The organism is Enorma phocaeensis (assembly GCF_016901575.1).
GTDB classification, from domain to species: Bacteria; Actinomycetota; Coriobacteriia; order Coriobacteriales; family Coriobacteriaceae; genus Limicola; species Limicola phocaeensis_A.
This window is the reverse complement of record NZ_JACJKQ010000002.1, coordinates 69993-84273: the sequence shown is the minus strand read 5'-3', so window position 1 is coordinate 84273 and position 14281 is coordinate 69993. Positions and strand designations below refer to the sequence as shown.

Below are 14281 nucleotides of genomic sequence, written 5' to 3'. Positions count from 1 at the left end.
CTGGCAGTGACTTACCAGCTGGCCTTCTTGATGCCAGGAAGCTCGCCCTTGAGCGCAAGCTCGCGGAAGCAGACACGGCAGATGCCGAACTTGCGGTAGACCGAATGCGGACGGCCGCAACGCTGGCAACGGGTGTACTTGCGGGTCGAGAACTTCGGCTCGCGCTGCTGCTTGACGATCATCGATGTCTTAGCCACGTATTTCCTCCTTACACGTATGTACAGTCCCAGGCCGGCAGGACCCCTTGCCCTGCCGGCCTCGCTGGGACAGTTCTACCTTATTTCTTGAACGGGAAGCCGAAGCCGTCGAGAAGCGCGCGGGCCTCTTCGTCGGTCTCAGCGGTGGTAACGATGGTGATGTCCATACCACGGGTGCGGTCCACCGAGTCGAACGGGATCTCGGGGAAGATGAGCTGATCGGTCACGCCCATGGAGAAGTTGCCACGGCCGTCGAAGCTCTTGGGCGAGATGCCGCGGAAGTCGCGGATACGGGGGATGGCCACCGAGGTGAGGCGGTCGAAGAACTCCCACATGCGGTCGCCGCGCAGGGTGACCTTGGCGCCGATGGGCATGCCGGCACGCAGGCGGAAGGACGCGATGGACTTGCGAGCGCGGGTCACCATGGGCTGCTGGCCGGTGATCAGGCGCAGGTCGCGCACGGCACCGTCGATGGCCTTGGAATCGGTCGCGGCCTCGCCGACGCCCATGTTCACGACGATCTTCTCCATCTTCGGGATCATCATGACGTTCTTGTAGTGGAACTTATCCTGAAGCGCGGGACGCACCTCATCGAGGTACTTGGTCTTCAGGCGGGGGACATACTTCTCTTCAGCCATGTTCACTCCTTCATGGGGTTTTAAGCACGGGGCTTGGCCACTCGCGGGCACCCGGTGTCTCCGGAGCGCCTGGTCGGGTTGTCCTCGTGCCTCCTGCCGTCGGTGCGTCGCGTAGGCTGTCGCGGCACGCCGAATGGCCGACAGGAGCCGGGCAATACGAGTCGGTATGATACGCGTGTGCGCGCCGAATTGCCAGAAAAACTCCGCGACCTGTTGAAATTCACAATGTCCCGATTGCTTGGGAGCTGTCTAGCCGCCCCCGAGGCGTACCTGTGACGGAGCCTCCGCCGGCGGCAGCGCCTCTGGGCCGGAGCGCACCATGTGCGCAAGGAGCGGTATCATGACGAGCGGATTGACAGCCCTCCGTCGAAGGAGACCCGATGACCTACGATTTTACCTCCATCATGGATCGGCACGGGCAGGACGCCGTCGCCGTCGACGGCCTTGGCACCGGCGGCGGTGCGCCCGAGCGTCCGCGCGAAGGCTTTGACTGCATACCCATGTGGGTCGCCGATATGAACTTTCCCGTCCTCCCCGCGATCACCGATGCGGTCGCACACCGTCTTCAGCAGCCGCATTTCGGCTATTTCGAGCCGCGCCAGGAATACTTCGATCGCATCATCTCCTGGCAACGCGACCGCAACGGCGTCACCGGCCTCACCCCCGAGTGCATCGGCTACGAAAACGGCGTCTTGGGCGGCCTCGTCTCGACCCTCGAGGCCTTTACCGCGCCCGGCGACTCCGTCTTGGTGCATAGCCCCACCTACATCGGCTTTACCAAGAGCATCGAGAACATCGGGCGCCGCATCGAGCTCTCCCCTCTTGTCCTTGATGATGGCGGCTGCTGGCACATGGACTATGCGGACATGGAGCGTCGTCTCGCGGATGGCAGGATCCACGCCGCGGTTCTTTGCTCTCCGCACAATCCCTGCGGTCGCGTGTGGGAGCGCTGGGAGCTCGAGCGCGCGCTCGACCTCTATAGGAAATACGACGTCGTCGTCATCTCAGACGAGATCTGGTCTGATATCGTGCTTCCAGGCCATACGCACATCCCGACCCAATCGATCAGCGCGGACGCGCGGCGGCGGACCGTCGCCCTCTACGCCCCGAGCAAGACCTTCAATCTGGCAGGCCTTGTAGGCAGCTACCACATCATCTATGACGACTACCTGCGCGACCGCGTCGTCTCGCAGTCCTCCAAGAGCCACTACAACGCCATGAACGTACTCTCCATGCACGCCCTCATCGGGGCATATAGCGAGGAAGGCCGCGCCTGGGTCGACGAACTCCGCCAGGTCATCGACGGCAACGTCACCTGGGCCTGCGACCTGGTCGACGCGCATTTCCCCGGCATCTCCGTCGTTCGTCCACAGGGCACCTATATGCTCTTCCTCAATTGCGAGGAATGGTGCTCCGCACACGGCCGCGACGTCGGCGAGCTGCTGCGCCGCGGCTGGGACGTCGGCGTCGGCTGGCAGGACGGCCGGCCGTTCCACGGCCCGCACCACATCCGCATGAATCTCGCGCTGCCCCTCTCGCGCGTTCAGGATGCCTTCCAGCGGCTCCAGCGCCACGTTTTCACTGATTAGCCGCCCAGGGACCCCGCCCTTCGCCTTCTTTCATCCACTTGCTTCGGTTTTATGCAGATTTTTCCCGACACCTCGAGTAGGCCCGATCGTGTGCCGAATCGTGGTGTCCGGCCTCTGCCCGAGGGCGGCGGCCGCGCCCTAGAATCGATATCGCTGAAACGTCGATTCGAGAAGAAGGGACACGGCCACCATGGACACTCTACAGGAAAACGGGATGCTGGAGAACCTCCCGGTCAGGGACGACGGGACTCTCGACCTCACGGAGCTCGCGCGGCGGGCCCTGGAGTCGATACTCAACCAGGTGATGGACGCGCAGGCCGACGAGCTGTGCGGGGAGGGGAACAGGAGGAACGGCTACCGGGAGCGGACGCTGCTCACGGTCGTCGGGGAGATCACGCTCCGGATACCGAAGCTCAGGGAGGGGAGCTACTTCCCGGACGACATCGTGAGGCCCTACTCGCGCGTGGACCGGGCGATGGTCGCCTGCGTGCGCGAGGTGTACGTGCGGGGGCTCTCGACCAGGAAGATAGAGAGGGCCGCCGAGGCCCTCGAGTTCGCGCGCCTCTCGCCGTCGCGCGTGTCGCGCATGACCGCCGACCTCGACGAGGAGGTCGCCTCGATGCGCGCCGAGCGCTTCGACGGGGCGCGCTTCCCCTACCTCTGGCTCGACGCGACCTACCTCAAGTGCCGCGACGAGGGGCACGTGCAGTCCAAGGCCGTCGTCACCGCCATCGCGTGCGGCGAGGACGGGTCGAGGAGGTTCGTCGGCTTCGGGTGCGTCGACGCCGAGAGCGCGAGCTCGTGGAAGGCGTTCCTCAGGGGCCTCAGGCGCCGCGGCGTCTCGGGCGTGAGGTGCGTCACCTCCGACGCCCACGAGGGCCTCGTCCAGGCGGTCTCCGAGGTCTTCCCGGGCGCCGCCTGGCAGCGCTGCATCGTGCACCTCGAGCGCGACGCCGCCGGCTGGTTCAGCCGCCGCGACGACCGCGCCTGCGCGCTGGCGGCGCTCAAGGCGGTGTTCGCCGAGCGCGAGCCGTCGCTGGTCCGCGCCGCCTACCGCAGGGCCTGCGAGGAGCTGGGCGCGATGTCGGCGCGGGCCGGCGAGCTCCTCGAGGACGCCGAGGCGGACGCGCTCGCCTACCTCGACTTCCCCTTCGAGCACCACGTGAGGCTCCGGACGAACAACGTGCAGGAGCGCGCGAACGAGGAGATCAAGCGCAGGACCAAGGTCGTCTCGGTCTTCCCCTCCGTCGAGGCGATGGAGCGCCTCGTGGGCTCCGTGCTCATCGACGTCAACGAGGAGTGGATGGACATGAACTTCATCGACGCGGCGTCGCTGCGCGGAGTCGAGAGGTCGACTGCCGAGCCGGAGCCGCCGTCGCCCGAGGTCGTCGAGCGGGCGAGGCTCATCGTGGTCGGGGCGATCGAGGAGAGGAGGAGGGCCGCATGACGGGAAAGGTGTAGTATCGGGGAGATCGGTCCTAGGGCGACCGGCCGCCCCGCAGCGTGGCGGACACCAACAATCGGCACACAACCGTAGGCCCGGTATCGAAGCCAAGATAACCTGCGGGTTTCTTCTCTATATTCGCCGGCTACTCGGCCTCTTTGAAAGTATCTGCATAAATCCGAAGCGAACATCATTTGCGCCCGCTTCCATCCTCTTCGAGATGGGTTGCGGGCGTTTTGGTTGAGCCTGTCCCGCGCAGGCAGGCGACGCTTATACTTTCGCTAAGACATGTTTCGTTTCGTTGACTCGTGGCAGGACATCATGGATCACCAAACCGCATTGACCGGCTCCGAACCCGCTGGCCCCCGCCGGCCCGAGTTGCTGGCACCTGCCGGCGGCCCCGGGCCGTTTGCAGCGGCGCTTGCCGCAGGAGCGGACGCCATCTACTGCGGCATGGGCTCGTTCAACGCCCGTCGCAAGGCCGATAACTTTACCGATGAATCCTTTGCCGCCGCCTGCCGCGCCGCCCACCTAGCCGGAGCGCGCGTCTACGTGACAGTCAACATCGTCATCAAGGACGCCGAGATGGTGGATGCCCTCGAACTCATCCGTCGCTGTGCGGCGCTCGGTGCCGACGCCTTCATCATCCAGGACTGGGGCCTCTTCTTTGAAGTTCGCCGCCTGATGCCAGACATCGAGACCCACATCTCCACCCAGGCGAACATCCATGATGCGCGCGGCACCGCCTGGTGCAAGCGTGCAGGCGCCGATCGGGTCACCCTGTCGCGGGAGCTCTCGCTGGACGAGATCGCCGCTATTCACGAGCGCGTCGACATCGACCTCGAGGTGTTTGCCCACGGATCGATCTGCTTTAGCTATTCCGGCGTCTGCCTGCTTTCAAGCTTTGCCTGCGCCGGTCGCTCCGCTAACCGCGGCATGTGCGCACAGCCGTGTCGGCTTCCCTACGACCTCGTGACCGAAGAGGGCCGTGTCCTCTCTCCCGCCGGACGCGGCCGGCCGCTCTGCCCGCGCGACACCAACACGTCCGAGCTGCTGCCGCGACTGCTCGCCACGGGCGCCCATGCGCTCAAGCTCGAAGGTCGCATGAAGGCGCCCGACTACGTCTATTCTGTCGTCGACGCCTACCGTCAAGAGCTTGATGACCTCCTCGCCGGCCGCAAGGCCCCTGCCGAGCAGCGCGAGGCGCGCGCACGCCAGCTCAAGCGCTGCTTCAATCGAGACTTCACCCATGCCTACCAGGACGGCACCTCCGATGACGACATGATGAGCTATGAGCGTTCCAACAACCGCGGCCAGCTCGTCGGCGAGGTCGTGGGCTTCAACCCCCGCAGCCCGAAAACCCGCTCAGAACGTTTCCGCGAGCGCGACAAGGGCCCTGCCGGAACCGCACGCATCTCGCTGTTCGAGCCTGTTGGCGCCGGCGACCTTCTTGAACTTCGCCATGATGCAGAGCCCGACCAGTTCTTGACCGCCATCGCGCGCGCCGACGCCACCGCCGGCGACGTCATCGAGGTCTCCGTACCGCGCCGCATGCCCTCGGGATGCCGCGTTCGCATCATTCGCAGCCAGCGTGCCATCGATGCGGCAGACGCCGTGCTCAAACGCGAGATCGCACGCAAGCGCCCCGTTCACGTTCTCATTCGCGCTCGCATCGGCGAGCCCTTTAGCGTGGAGCTTTCATGCGTCGACGACCCCGCATTGAAGGCGCGCGCCGTGGGTTTTGTAGTCGAGCCCGCACGCACCAAGGCGGTCAGCCGCGACGATCTTATAGAGCATGTTGGTCGGCTTGGGAGCTCCCCATTCGAGGCCTCCACGTTTGAGGTGGAGGTTGACGAAGGCTGCGGCATGGGATTCTCCGCCGTCCACAAGATACGCTCCGAGGCATGCCGCTTGCTTGAAGCATGCATTCTCGCACCCTACGGTCGGCGTGCGCAGGCACTGTCGGTCCTTCCCTCCTTCTCCTCTGTCGCGCTCAGCGCCGAGACCGCATCCGCCTCTGACCCCGCCTGTGCCACGACCCGGGCGCGAAGCCTTGAGCAGCCCTCCGTCTGCGCCCTGGTAACCTCGCTCGAAGCCGCCGAGGAGGCCCGCCGCGCTGGCGCCGTGCGAATCTACCTCTCTGCCGACGACCTTGACGCCGAGGGCGTCTCTCCGGCAGACGCCCTCGGGCGCGGCTATATCCCCCTGCTCGATGAGGTATGTCGCGAGAAAGACCGCGGCAGGCTCGATCGCTGGGTCGCCGCCAAGGCGCCTGTCGCCATCGGCAACATCTCCCATCTCGCGCTCAGCAGCGACGCGGGCGCCCTCCCGGAGCTGCGCTCGTGCATACCCGTCCACAACCTCGCCGCCTGCATGCACCTGTTTCATCGCGGCGCGCGAGGGTTTTGGCTCTCCCCTGAGCTCACCATCGACGAAATCGAGCGGTTTGTTCCCCACGCGCCCATTCCCGCCGGCATCACGGTCTTTGGACGGCCCCGCGTCATGACGAGCGAGCATTGCATTCTTCAGGTCGCCGATGCATGCGTCCATGACTGCCGGCGCTGCCGCCTGCGCCGTCAAAGCCTTTACCTGCGCAACATCGATGACCGCCTGCTGCCCGTTCATACCGACGTCCATGGTCGCTCACGTCTTTACGCCGCCCAGCCGCTCGACCTGACGCCTCAGGTTCCGCGCCTCCTGAATGCCGGGGTCAGTCGCTTTTTGGTCGATGCGACGCTCCTCGACCCATCTGAAACCTACGTCCAGGTGCTGCGCGCGGCCCGCTCCCTCGACGCCTCCCTCGCAGGCAAACGTCCCTCCCCGCGGCAGCATGGCGCAAGCGCCGGATGCCTTTTCGTCGGCGTGGATTAGGAGGCGTCACGATGCACTCATCGGCACCGGCACTCCCCTGCCCCGTGCTTTACGAGAGCCAGACGCTTCTCGCGCTGGACAAGCCTGCCGGCATCATCGTGCATGGCGACGGCTCCGGGGCAGAGACCCTCAGCGATCTGGCCCGCCAGCTCCTCTCCGGGCACGATGACGAGCAGCTGGATTATCACAGCAACCCCAAAGAGCTCCAAGCGCTGCAGCGCCTTGATCGCGAAACGACCGGCATCGTGCTCTATTCACGACAGAAAAGCTCGCAGCCGCTCTACGACCGCATGATTGCGGAGCATCGTGCGACGAAGCGCTATCTCGCCATCGTTGAGGGCGCCTTTCCCTGGCATGAGCACACCTTTGATACGCCCATCGGCCGCGACAGGCACGATGCTCGGCGCATGCGCGTCAGCCGTACCGGAAAGCATGCCGTCAGCCGTGCAAGGCTCTTGCGCAGCGCGACTATAGGCCACCGCACCTTTTCGCTGCTCTCCGTGGTCATCGAAACAGGCAGGAAGCACCAGATTCGCGTTCACCTGAGCAGCAGCGGCTTTCCCATTGTGGGAGATGCCCTATACGGGCATAACCACCCCTTAGGCCTCATGCTGCATGCGCGCGAGCTGTCCTTCACAGATCCGGTCGACGGCAATCCGGTCGACATCGTCTCTCCTGTGCCCGCGCGCTTCGCCGCCATAGCCGCTGAATTTGAATCTGAAGCTCCCATTGGCAGCCGTCGGAGCTAGCTGCGCAGGGCGGTTCGGAAGCCTCCAAAGACCTTCTAACACGCAGCGTTCCGAGGGCTGTGATGCCCTTCCATTATCCTTTCCACCTGCAGGCAGGGCGGTTTTCCTGGAAGGGCTCTGCATTACACGAACGTAAGCATTGAAACAGAAAAAGCCTCCGACCAGAAACGGTCGGAGGCTTTCTTGACACAGTCAAAGGCAGAACTTAGAACTCGTGGCCGCACTTCTTGCAGACGCGAATCTTGGTGCGATGACCGTCGAGCTCGCCCTGCTTGTGGCCCACACGCGTGGCAGCGCCGCACTTGGGGCACACGAGCATAGCGTTGGAGGCGTCGATCTTGGCCTCCTGCGAAACGATACCGCCCTGCTGGTTCTGCTGGTTGGGGCGAACGGCCTTCTTGACCATCTGAACGCCCTCGACCTTGATCTTGCCTTCAGCGGGATACGCGCGCAGAACGACGCCCTGCTTGCCGCGATCCTTGCCGGAGAGAATCTTGACGGTGTCGCCCTTCTTGATGGACATAGCCATAGCTGCTCTCTCCTTTCTTTACAGGGTCTCGGGAGCAAGCGAGACGATCTTCATGTACTTCTTGTCGCGCAGCTCGCGGGCAACGGGCCCGAAGATACGGGTGCCCACGGGCGAACCGTCGTTGTTGATGACGACGGCGGCGTTGTCGTCGAAGCGAATGTAGGAGCCGTCCTTGCGACGAATCTCCTTCACGGTGCGGACGACGACGCACTTCACAACGTCCTTCTTCTTGACGTTGGCGCCAGGGGTGGCCTCCTGGACGGCAGCCACGATCACGTCACCGATTCCCGCATAACGGCGCTTGGAACCGCCAAGCACCTTGATGCAGCGAACCTTGCGCGCACCGGAGTTGTCGGCGACGTTGAGCATGGTTTGCATTTGAATCATGGTAGTTCCTCCGAACTTCGGTCGGCGAGAGGTGCGCGCATGCCTGTTGGGCCTTAGGCCGCACGGCGCACGTCGCCGACGGATAACGTCTTAAGACAGCTTACTTGGCGCGCTCGATGATCTCGACAAGACGCCAACGCTTCATCTTGGACAGAGGACGGGTCTCCATGACGCGGACACGGTCGCCCACGCCAGCGGTGCACTCCTCGTCGTGTGCATGAAGCTTCTTGGTGAAGGTCATCATCTTGCCGTACTTGGGATGACGCTTGCGCTCCATGGTCTCGACAACGATGGTCTTGTTGCCAGAGATGGAGACGACGACGCCCGTACGGACCTTGCGCGAGTTACGCTCAGTCTTCTCAGTCATGCTTTACTCCAGGTCTACTCTGCGGCAGCGGTCTTCTCCGCTGCAATCTGACGGGCGCGCTGCTCCGTGAGGATACGAGCGATGTCCTTCTTCACGGTCTTGACGCGAGCGGTGTTGTCGAGCTGGCTGGTGGCCATCTGGAAACGAAGGTTGAACAGCTCAGCGCGGCATTCCTTCAGCTTCTCGACGAGCTGGTCGTCGGAGAGCTCACGAATCTCTGCGGGCTTCATTTACTTATCCTCCCCGTCCTGATCTGCGCGGGAAACGATCTTGGTCTTGATAGGCAGCTTGTGCTGGGCCAGACGAAGGGCCTCGCGGGCGATGGGCTCAGACACGCCGGAGATCTCGAACATGATACGACCCGGCTTCACGACGGCCACCCACTCCTCGGGGTTACCCTTACCAGAACCCATGCGGGTCTCGGCGGGCTTCTTGGTGATGGGCTTGTCGGGGAAGATCGTGATGAACACGCGGCCGCCACGCTTCATGTAACGGGTCATGGCGATACGCGCAGCCTCGATCTGGCGGTTGGTGATCCAGTGGGCCTCGAGAGCCTTGATGCCGTAATCACCGAAATGCAGCTCGGTGTTACCCTTGGCCTGGCCCTTCATGGAGCCACGCTGCACCTTGCGGTGAAGAACACGCTTAGGGGCAAGCACTACTGACCCCTCCTCTCGGTATTACGACGACGAGGACGGCTGGAGCCCTCGAGCGCAGGATTCGGAACAGGCTGGCCCGGGAGCTTCTCGCCCAGGTAGATCCAGACCTTCACGCCAGTGGAGCCCATGGTGGTGTGGGCGGTGGCGGTGCCGTAGTCAATCTTGGCACGCAGGGTGTGCAGCGGCACGCGGCCCTCGCGGTACCACTCGCGACGGCCCATCTCTGCGCCGCCGAGACGTCCGGAGCACTGGATACGAATACCCTTGGCGCCGGCCTTGCGGGCGGACTGGACGGCCTTGCGCATGGCGCGACGGAAGGCGACGCGGCCCTCGAGCTGCTCAGCGATCGACTGGGCAACGAGCACGGCGTCGAGCTCGGGGCGCTTGACCTCGATGACGTCGACGGAGAGCTGGCCCTTGGAAACGCCGGCGACCTTCTCGAGCTCGCCACGAAGGGTGTCGATCTCGGCGCCCTTCTTGCCGATGACGATGCCGGGGCGGGCGGTGAGGATGATGACCTTCACCTTGTCGCCGGCACGCTCGATCTCCACGCGGGAGACGGCGGCACGATGGAGGCGCTTGGCCAAGAACTTGCGGATCTCGAGGTCGTTGCCGAGAGTCTCAGCATAGTTCTTGTCCGCGAACCAGCGGGAGCGCCAGTTCTCGGTGATGCCGAGACGGAATCCGGTGGGGTAGACTTTCTGACCCATGGCTCGTTATGCCTCCTTTCGAGGAGCGACGACGACGGTGATGTGGCTCGTGCGCTTCAGGATGCGGGAAGCGGAGCCCTTGGCGCGAGGACGGATACGCTTCAGCGTGGGGCCCTCGTCGACATAGGCGGCAGCGACAACGAGGTTGTCGGCGCGCATGCCGTTGTTGTTCTCAGCGTTCGCGACGGCGGAGCGCAGGACCTTCTCGACGTCCACGGCTACGGCGCGCTCGCAGAAATGCAGGATATCGAAAGCCTGAGCGACCGGCTTGCGACGGATGAGATCGACCACGAGGCGAGCCTTGCTGGGGGACACGCGCACGTACTTGGCGACGGCGCGCACCTCGCGGGTCTCGGTATCGGTAGCTTTAGTTGCCATTTACGTGAAACCCCCTACTTGGCCTTGTGGCCACGGAACGTACGAGTCGGCGCGAACTCGCCGAGCTTATGACCGACCATGGACTCGGTGACATAGACCGGGACGTGCTTGCGCCCGTCGTGGACGGCGATGGTATGACCGACCATCTCGGGGAAGATGGTGGACGCGCGGGACCAGGTCTTCACGACGTCCTTCTTGCCAGCCTCGTTCATCGCGATGATACGCGAGAGAAGGCGAGCTTCCACGAAAGGCCCTTTTTTGAGACTTCTGCTCATAGGTGCTAACTCCTAATACTCGGTATCCGAAAACTACTTCTTGCGACGACGGATGATGAGGCTGTTCGACGCCTTCTTCTTCTTGCGCGTACGATAGCCCTTCGTCGGCTTGCCCCAAGGAGTGACGGACGGACGACCAGAGGTGTGGTTCTTGCCCTCGCCACCGCCGTGCGGGTGGTCGACCGGGTTCATGACCGTACCACGAACGGTGGGACGGACGTTCATGTAGCGCTTGCGGCCAGCCTTGCCGATGACGATGTTGGAGTGATCGGCGTTGCCGACCTCGCCAACGGTGGCGCGGCAGGTAGCCAGGACGCGACGCATCTCGGAGCTGGGCATGCGCAGGATGGCGTACTTGCCCTCCTTGCCCATGAGCTGGCAGGCGGTGCCGGCGGAACGGGCGATTGCGGCGCCCTTGCCGGGCTGGAACTCGATGGCGTGCACGAGCGTACCGACGGGGATGTCGGAGAGCGCAAGGGCGTTGCCCGGCTTGATGTCGGCCTCAGGGCCGGAAAGCACGGTGTCGCCCACGTTGAGGCCCTTGGGGGCCAGGATGTAACGCTTCTCGCCGTCCACATAGTGGAGCAGCGCGATGCGGGCGGAGCGGTTGGGGTCGTACTCGATCGTGGCAACCTTGGCGGGCACGCCGTCCTTGTTGCGCTTGAAATCGATGCGACGATAACGGCGCTTCACGCCACCGCCCTGGTGACGGGTCGTGATGCGGCCCTGGTTGTTGCGACCGGCCTTCTTGGGCAGCGGCTCGAGAAGCGACTTCTCGGGCTTGGTGCAGGTGATCTCGGCAAAGTCGGAGATCGTCTGCCAACGGCGACCCGCGCTGGTCGGCTTAAGATGCTTTACAGCCATTCCCTATCCCTTTCAACTTCTATCCGTTGGCCGTCGCAGGCAGGGATGTGAGGCTCTCGCCTCGGGGTGCGACGACACCGGATTACCACGGTACCGGGCGGCTCCATAATCTGGGCCCGGAACCACTTAGACCCTCGCCTCCCTTTCGGGAGGCGACTAGACAACCCGAGTCTTAGGCCTGGTTGCCGTAGATCTCGATGGACTCGCCCTCGGCGATGGTCACGACGGCCTTCTTCCACTGACGGGTATAGCCGGCAACGTAACGCACGCGCTTCTTCTTGGGCTTCACGTTGAGCGTGTTGACGCGAACGACGTGAACACCGAAGAGCTCCTCGATGGCGTCCTTGATCTGATACTTGTTCGCGTTGCGAGCGACCTCGAACGTGTACTTGTTCTCCTCCATGAACGAGAAGGAGCGCTCGGAGACGATCGGGCGAATGATGATCTCGTGGGCGGTCATTTAAGCAAGCACCTCCCCGAAGTGAGCGGCAACATCGGCGGGCATCAGCAGGGCACCGTTGTTGAGGAGGTCATAGGTGTTGGCCTCGGACGGGGTGATGATGAACGTCTTGGGGATGTTGCGGAACGACAGGAACGCGTTGATGTCATCCTCGCGAACGATGATGGTGAGACGCTTGCCCTCAAGGCCGAGAGCCTTGAGCATGGCGACGGCGGCCTTCGTGGAAGGCTTCTCGAAGCCGTAGTCGTCCACCAGCACGAGCTCGTTGTCGCGCACCTTCGAAGAAAGGGCGGAACGCATGGCGAGCTTGACCTCTTTGTTGTTCATGCGCTTGGTGTACAGACGGGGCTTGGGGCCATGGATGACGCCACCATGACGCCACTGGCCGGCGCGGGTCGAACCCTGGCGGGCGCGACCGGTGCCCTTCTGACGCCACGGCTTGGCACCGCCACCGGAGACGTCGCTGCGTCCCTTGGTGGACTGGGTGCCCTGACGCCAGCAGGCCATCTGGCACTTGACGATGTGATGCATGACGTGGATGTTGGGCTCGATGCCGTACACCTCAGCGGCGAGCTCGGCGGACGCTACCGTCGTGCCCTCCGTATTCTTGACTTCAAACTTAGACATTCTGTGTTCTCCTTGGTATGACGCTGGGCGTTAGGGACTGGCCCTTAAGCCATACGGATGGCGACCAGACCGTTCTTCGCGCCAGGGACGGCACCCTTGACGAGAATGAGGTTCTGCTCGGCATCGATGCGGACAACGGACAGGTTCTTCACGGTCACGCGCTCGTTACCCATGTGACCGGCCATCTTGACGCCCTTGAGGACGCGCGCGGGGTAGGCGCACTGACCGATGGAGCCCGGGTGACGCTTGAAGTGAGAGCCGTGGGTCATAGGACCGCGACGCTGTCCCCAGCGCTTGATGCGACCCTGGAAGCCCTTACCCTTGGAGGTGCCGATGACATCGACCTTGGCGACGTCGGCGAAGTCGGCGACGGTAACAACCTCGCCCACCTTGTGGTCCTCGCCGTTCTCGACGCGGACCTCGCGCAGGTAGCGCACGGGCTCGACGCCGGCCTTGGCGAAGTGACCAGCCATAGGCTTGTTGACGTTCTTGGCCTTGATGGCGCCGAAACCGATCTGAACGGCGTCATAGCCATCGGTCGCCTTAGTTTTAACCTGCGAGACGGCGCAGGGGCCAGCCTGGATGACCGTGACGGGGACGACGTTGTCGTTCTCGTCCCACACCTGGGTCATACCGATCTTGCGGCCGAGAATCATGCTGATCATTCAATGATCCTAACTCTCGGTGGTCTTGGGACACTGCATCCGCCCCTTGCGGATGCCCCTAGAGGACCACTACCAACTTGCGTCTAACGTTTGCATTCCGGCACGTGAAGCTGCGAGCAACCCTGATATGCAGCAATTCGTCGAGACAGAATCCTCCCGATTGACACAGCTGCTTAGTATACACGCGCACGGGCGTCTCCATGTATTGCTCACAAAGGAATTGCTGGTCGCAGCAGGAGGGCTGTCGGGGAAGGGGGCTGTGCTTCGGCTGGTCCTCGGCTTTGCCTGCGGAAGCGCCAAAGCGCAGTCCCCTTCCCCGACAGCCCTCCCTCACCTGCAAATCGATGTTCGCCCGATAAGAATATCCCTGGGGGTATCCGACGCCGCAACGTACCCAGATACCCCCAAGGATATTAAATGGTTGGCGACCCCTAGGGCCTGTAAACGTAGGAAACCCCCAAGGAGATTCCAAAGCGAACATTCCGCAGCCCACAGGGCGAGGACGTTCGCGTGGAACTCCTTGGGGGTTTCCGGTGAGAGTTCTAAGACCCTATCGCTTAGAGCTTGATCTCGATGTCAACGCCCGCGGGGAGGTCGAGACGCATGAGCGAATCGACGGTGCCGCTGGTGGGGTCGAGGATGTCGATGAGGCGCTTGTGGGTGCGCATCTCGAACTGCTCGCGGGAGTCCTTGTCCTTGTGCGGCGAGCGGATGACGGTGTAGAGGTTGCGCTCGGTCGGCAGGGGGATGGGGCCGGAGACGCGGGCACCGGTCTTCTGGGCGGTGTCGACGATGAGCTTCGCGGACTGGTCGACGACCTCGTGATCATAGCCCTTGAGGCGAATCCTGATCTTCTGGGTAGACAACGTTAC

Annotated in this window: 19 protein-coding genes; 4 read left to right on the top strand and 15 right to left on the bottom strand. The window is 63.4% G+C overall.

What is annotated here, in order from left to right; genetic code table 11:
* Nucleotides 1–11: 11 nt before the first annotated feature.
* Nucleotides 12–197: a type Z 30S ribosomal protein S14 gene (locus H6A15_RS02055; RefSeq protein WP_087411536.1), complete on the bottom strand. Its 186-nt coding sequence runs from the start codon at nucleotides 195–197 to the stop codon at nucleotides 12–14.
* Between the two features lie 80 nt (nucleotides 198–277).
* Nucleotides 278–835 carry a 50S ribosomal protein L5 gene (rplE, locus tag H6A15_RS02050; protein WP_204672041.1) on the bottom strand — a complete coding sequence of 186 codons (558 nt, stop codon included), beginning with the start codon at nucleotides 833–835 and terminating at the stop codon, nucleotides 278–280.
* A gap of 380 nt (nucleotides 836–1215) precedes the next feature.
* Here rplE and H6A15_RS02045 point away from each other — a divergent pair, with 380 nt between their 5' ends.
* From H6A15_RS02045 to H6A15_RS02030, 4 genes are all read left to right on the top strand, one after another.
* Nucleotides 1216–2424, top strand: coding sequence for a MalY/PatB family protein (locus H6A15_RS02045; RefSeq protein WP_204672040.1), 1209 nt, complete (start codon nucleotides 1216–1218; stop codon nucleotides 2422–2424).
* 190 nt (nucleotides 2425–2614) lie between these two features.
* On the top strand, nucleotides 2615–3871 hold the full coding sequence (locus tag H6A15_RS02040; RefSeq protein WP_204672039.1) for an IS256 family transposase: 1257 nt from the start codon (nucleotides 2615–2617) through the stop codon (nucleotides 3869–3871).
* Nucleotides 3872–4189: 318 nt separating this feature from the next.
* Entirely contained in the window at nucleotides 4190–6739 is a 2550-nt protein-coding gene (locus tag H6A15_RS02035; protein WP_239462283.1) for a U32 family peptidase, read from the top strand.
* An 11-nt stretch (nucleotides 6740–6750) separates the two neighbouring features.
* Nucleotides 6751–7488 carry an RluA family pseudouridine synthase gene (locus H6A15_RS02030; RefSeq protein WP_204672038.1) on the top strand — a complete coding sequence of 246 codons (738 nt, stop codon included), beginning with the start codon at nucleotides 6751–6753 and terminating at the stop codon, nucleotides 7486–7488.
* A 205-nt stretch (nucleotides 7489–7693) separates the two neighbouring features.
* On the opposite strand, the gene rplX is transcribed toward H6A15_RS02030, so the two are convergent.
* The 13 genes from rplX to rpsJ all read right to left on the bottom strand — a co-directional run bounded on the left by rplX (nucleotide 7694) and on the right by rpsJ (nucleotide 14275).
* Entirely contained in the window at nucleotides 7694–8017 is a 324-nt protein-coding gene (rplX, locus tag H6A15_RS02025; protein ID WP_239462282.1) for a 50S ribosomal protein L24, read from the bottom strand.
* An 18-nt stretch (nucleotides 8018–8035) separates the two neighbouring features.
* Nucleotides 8036–8404, bottom strand: coding sequence for a 50S ribosomal protein L14 (rplN, locus tag H6A15_RS02020; RefSeq protein ID WP_204672037.1), 369 nt, complete (start codon nucleotides 8402–8404; stop codon nucleotides 8036–8038).
* A gap of 100 nt (nucleotides 8405–8504) precedes the next feature.
* Nucleotides 8505–8771, bottom strand: coding sequence for a 30S ribosomal protein S17 (gene rpsQ, locus H6A15_RS02015; protein WP_204672036.1), 267 nt, complete (start codon nucleotides 8769–8771; stop codon nucleotides 8505–8507).
* Nucleotides 8772–8785: 14 nt separating this feature from the next.
* On the bottom strand, nucleotides 8786–9001 hold the full coding sequence (gene rpmC / locus H6A15_RS02010) for a 50S ribosomal protein L29 (RefSeq protein ID WP_204672035.1): 216 nt from the start codon (nucleotides 8999–9001) through the stop codon (nucleotides 8786–8788).
* Entirely contained in the window at nucleotides 9002–9430 is a 429-nt protein-coding gene (gene rplP, locus H6A15_RS02005) for a 50S ribosomal protein L16 (RefSeq protein ID WP_204672034.1), read from the bottom strand. It lies immediately after the preceding gene.
* The gene (gene rpsC, locus H6A15_RS02000) at nucleotides 9430–10140 is read right to left on the bottom strand and encodes a 30S ribosomal protein S3 (RefSeq protein WP_204672033.1); all 711 of its coding nucleotides are present in this window, start codon (nucleotides 10138–10140) and stop codon (nucleotides 9430–9432) included. The genes rplP and rpsC overlap by 1 nt, the downstream gene beginning before the upstream one ends.
* A 6-nt stretch (nucleotides 10141–10146) precedes the next feature.
* Nucleotides 10147–10518 (bottom strand): 50S ribosomal protein L22, encoded by a 372-nt coding sequence (gene rplV / locus H6A15_RS01995; RefSeq protein ID WP_204672032.1) that lies wholly within the window; start codon nucleotides 10516–10518, stop codon nucleotides 10147–10149.
* Between the two features lie 14 nt (nucleotides 10519–10532).
* Nucleotides 10533–10793: a 30S ribosomal protein S19 gene (rpsS, locus tag H6A15_RS01990; protein WP_006720289.1), complete on the bottom strand. Its 261-nt coding sequence runs from the start codon at nucleotides 10791–10793 to the stop codon at nucleotides 10533–10535.
* 33 nt (nucleotides 10794–10826) lie between these two features.
* A complete protein-coding gene (gene rplB, locus H6A15_RS01985; protein ID WP_204672031.1) occupies nucleotides 10827–11657 on the bottom strand; it encodes a 50S ribosomal protein L2 in 831 nt (276 codons plus the stop codon).
* Between the two features lie 172 nt (nucleotides 11658–11829).
* Nucleotides 11830–12117 (bottom strand): 50S ribosomal protein L23, encoded by a 288-nt coding sequence (gene rplW, locus H6A15_RS01980; protein WP_204672030.1) that lies wholly within the window; start codon nucleotides 12115–12117, stop codon nucleotides 11830–11832.
* Nucleotides 12118–12744: a 50S ribosomal protein L4 gene (rplD, locus tag H6A15_RS01975; RefSeq protein ID WP_204672029.1), complete on the bottom strand. Its 627-nt coding sequence runs from the start codon at nucleotides 12742–12744 to the stop codon at nucleotides 12118–12120.
* 44 nt (nucleotides 12745–12788) lie between these two features.
* Nucleotides 12789–13409 (bottom strand): 50S ribosomal protein L3, encoded by a 621-nt coding sequence (gene rplC / locus H6A15_RS01970; protein WP_087410592.1) that lies wholly within the window; start codon nucleotides 13407–13409, stop codon nucleotides 12789–12791.
* A 557-nt stretch (nucleotides 13410–13966) separates the two neighbouring features.
* Nucleotides 13967–14275: a 30S ribosomal protein S10 gene (gene rpsJ, locus H6A15_RS01965; protein WP_204672028.1), complete on the bottom strand. Its 309-nt coding sequence runs from the start codon at nucleotides 14273–14275 to the stop codon at nucleotides 13967–13969.
* Nucleotides 14276–14281: the final 6 nt, after the last annotated feature.

Coding starts and splice junctions, on each gene's coding strand:
- rplX (WP_239462282.1), bottom strand. CDS start 8,017: ATGGCTATGTCCATCAAGAAGGGCGACACCGTCAAGATTCTCTCCGGC.
- rpmC (WP_204672035.1), bottom strand. CDS start 9,001: ATGAAGCCCGCAGAGATTCGTGAGCTCTCCGACGACCAGCTCGTCGAG.
- rplV (WP_204672032.1), bottom strand. CDS start 10,518: ATGGCAACTAAAGCTACCGATACCGAGACCCGCGAGGTGCGCGCCGTC.
- rplC (WP_087410592.1), bottom strand. CDS start 13,409: ATGATCAGCATGATTCTCGGCCGCAAGATCGGTATGACCCAGGTGTGG.
- rpsC (WP_204672033.1), bottom strand. CDS start 10,140: ATGGGTCAGAAAGTCTACCCCACCGGATTCCGTCTCGGCATCACCGAG.
- rpsS (WP_006720289.1), bottom strand. CDS start 10,793: ATGAGCAGAAGTCTCAAAAAAGGGCCTTTCGTGGAAGCTCGCCTTCTC.
- rplB (WP_204672031.1), bottom strand. CDS start 11,657: ATGGCTGTAAAGCATCTTAAGCCGACCAGCGCGGGTCGCCGTTGGCAG.
- H6A15_RS02040 (WP_204672039.1), top strand. CDS start 2,615: ATGGACACTCTACAGGAAAACGGGATGCTGGAGAACCTCCCGGTCAGG.
- rplW (WP_204672030.1), bottom strand. CDS start 12,117: ATGACCGCCCACGAGATCATCATTCGCCCGATCGTCTCCGAGCGCTCC.
- H6A15_RS02045 (WP_204672040.1), top strand. CDS start 1,216: ATGACCTACGATTTTACCTCCATCATGGATCGGCACGGGCAGGACGCC.
- H6A15_RS02035 (WP_239462283.1), top strand. CDS start 4,190: ATGGATCACCAAACCGCATTGACCGGCTCCGAACCCGCTGGCCCCCGC.
- H6A15_RS02030 (WP_204672038.1), top strand. CDS start 6,751: ATGCACTCATCGGCACCGGCACTCCCCTGCCCCGTGCTTTACGAGAGC.
- rplN (WP_204672037.1), bottom strand. CDS start 8,404: ATGATTCAAATGCAAACCATGCTCAACGTCGCCGACAACTCCGGTGCG.
- rplE (WP_204672041.1), bottom strand. CDS start 835: ATGGCTGAAGAGAAGTATGTCCCCCGCCTGAAGACCAAGTACCTCGAT.
- rplD (WP_204672029.1), bottom strand. CDS start 12,744: ATGTCTAAGTTTGAAGTCAAGAATACGGAGGGCACGACGGTAGCGTCC.
- rpsQ (WP_204672036.1), bottom strand. CDS start 8,771: ATGACTGAGAAGACTGAGCGTAACTCGCGCAAGGTCCGTACGGGCGTC.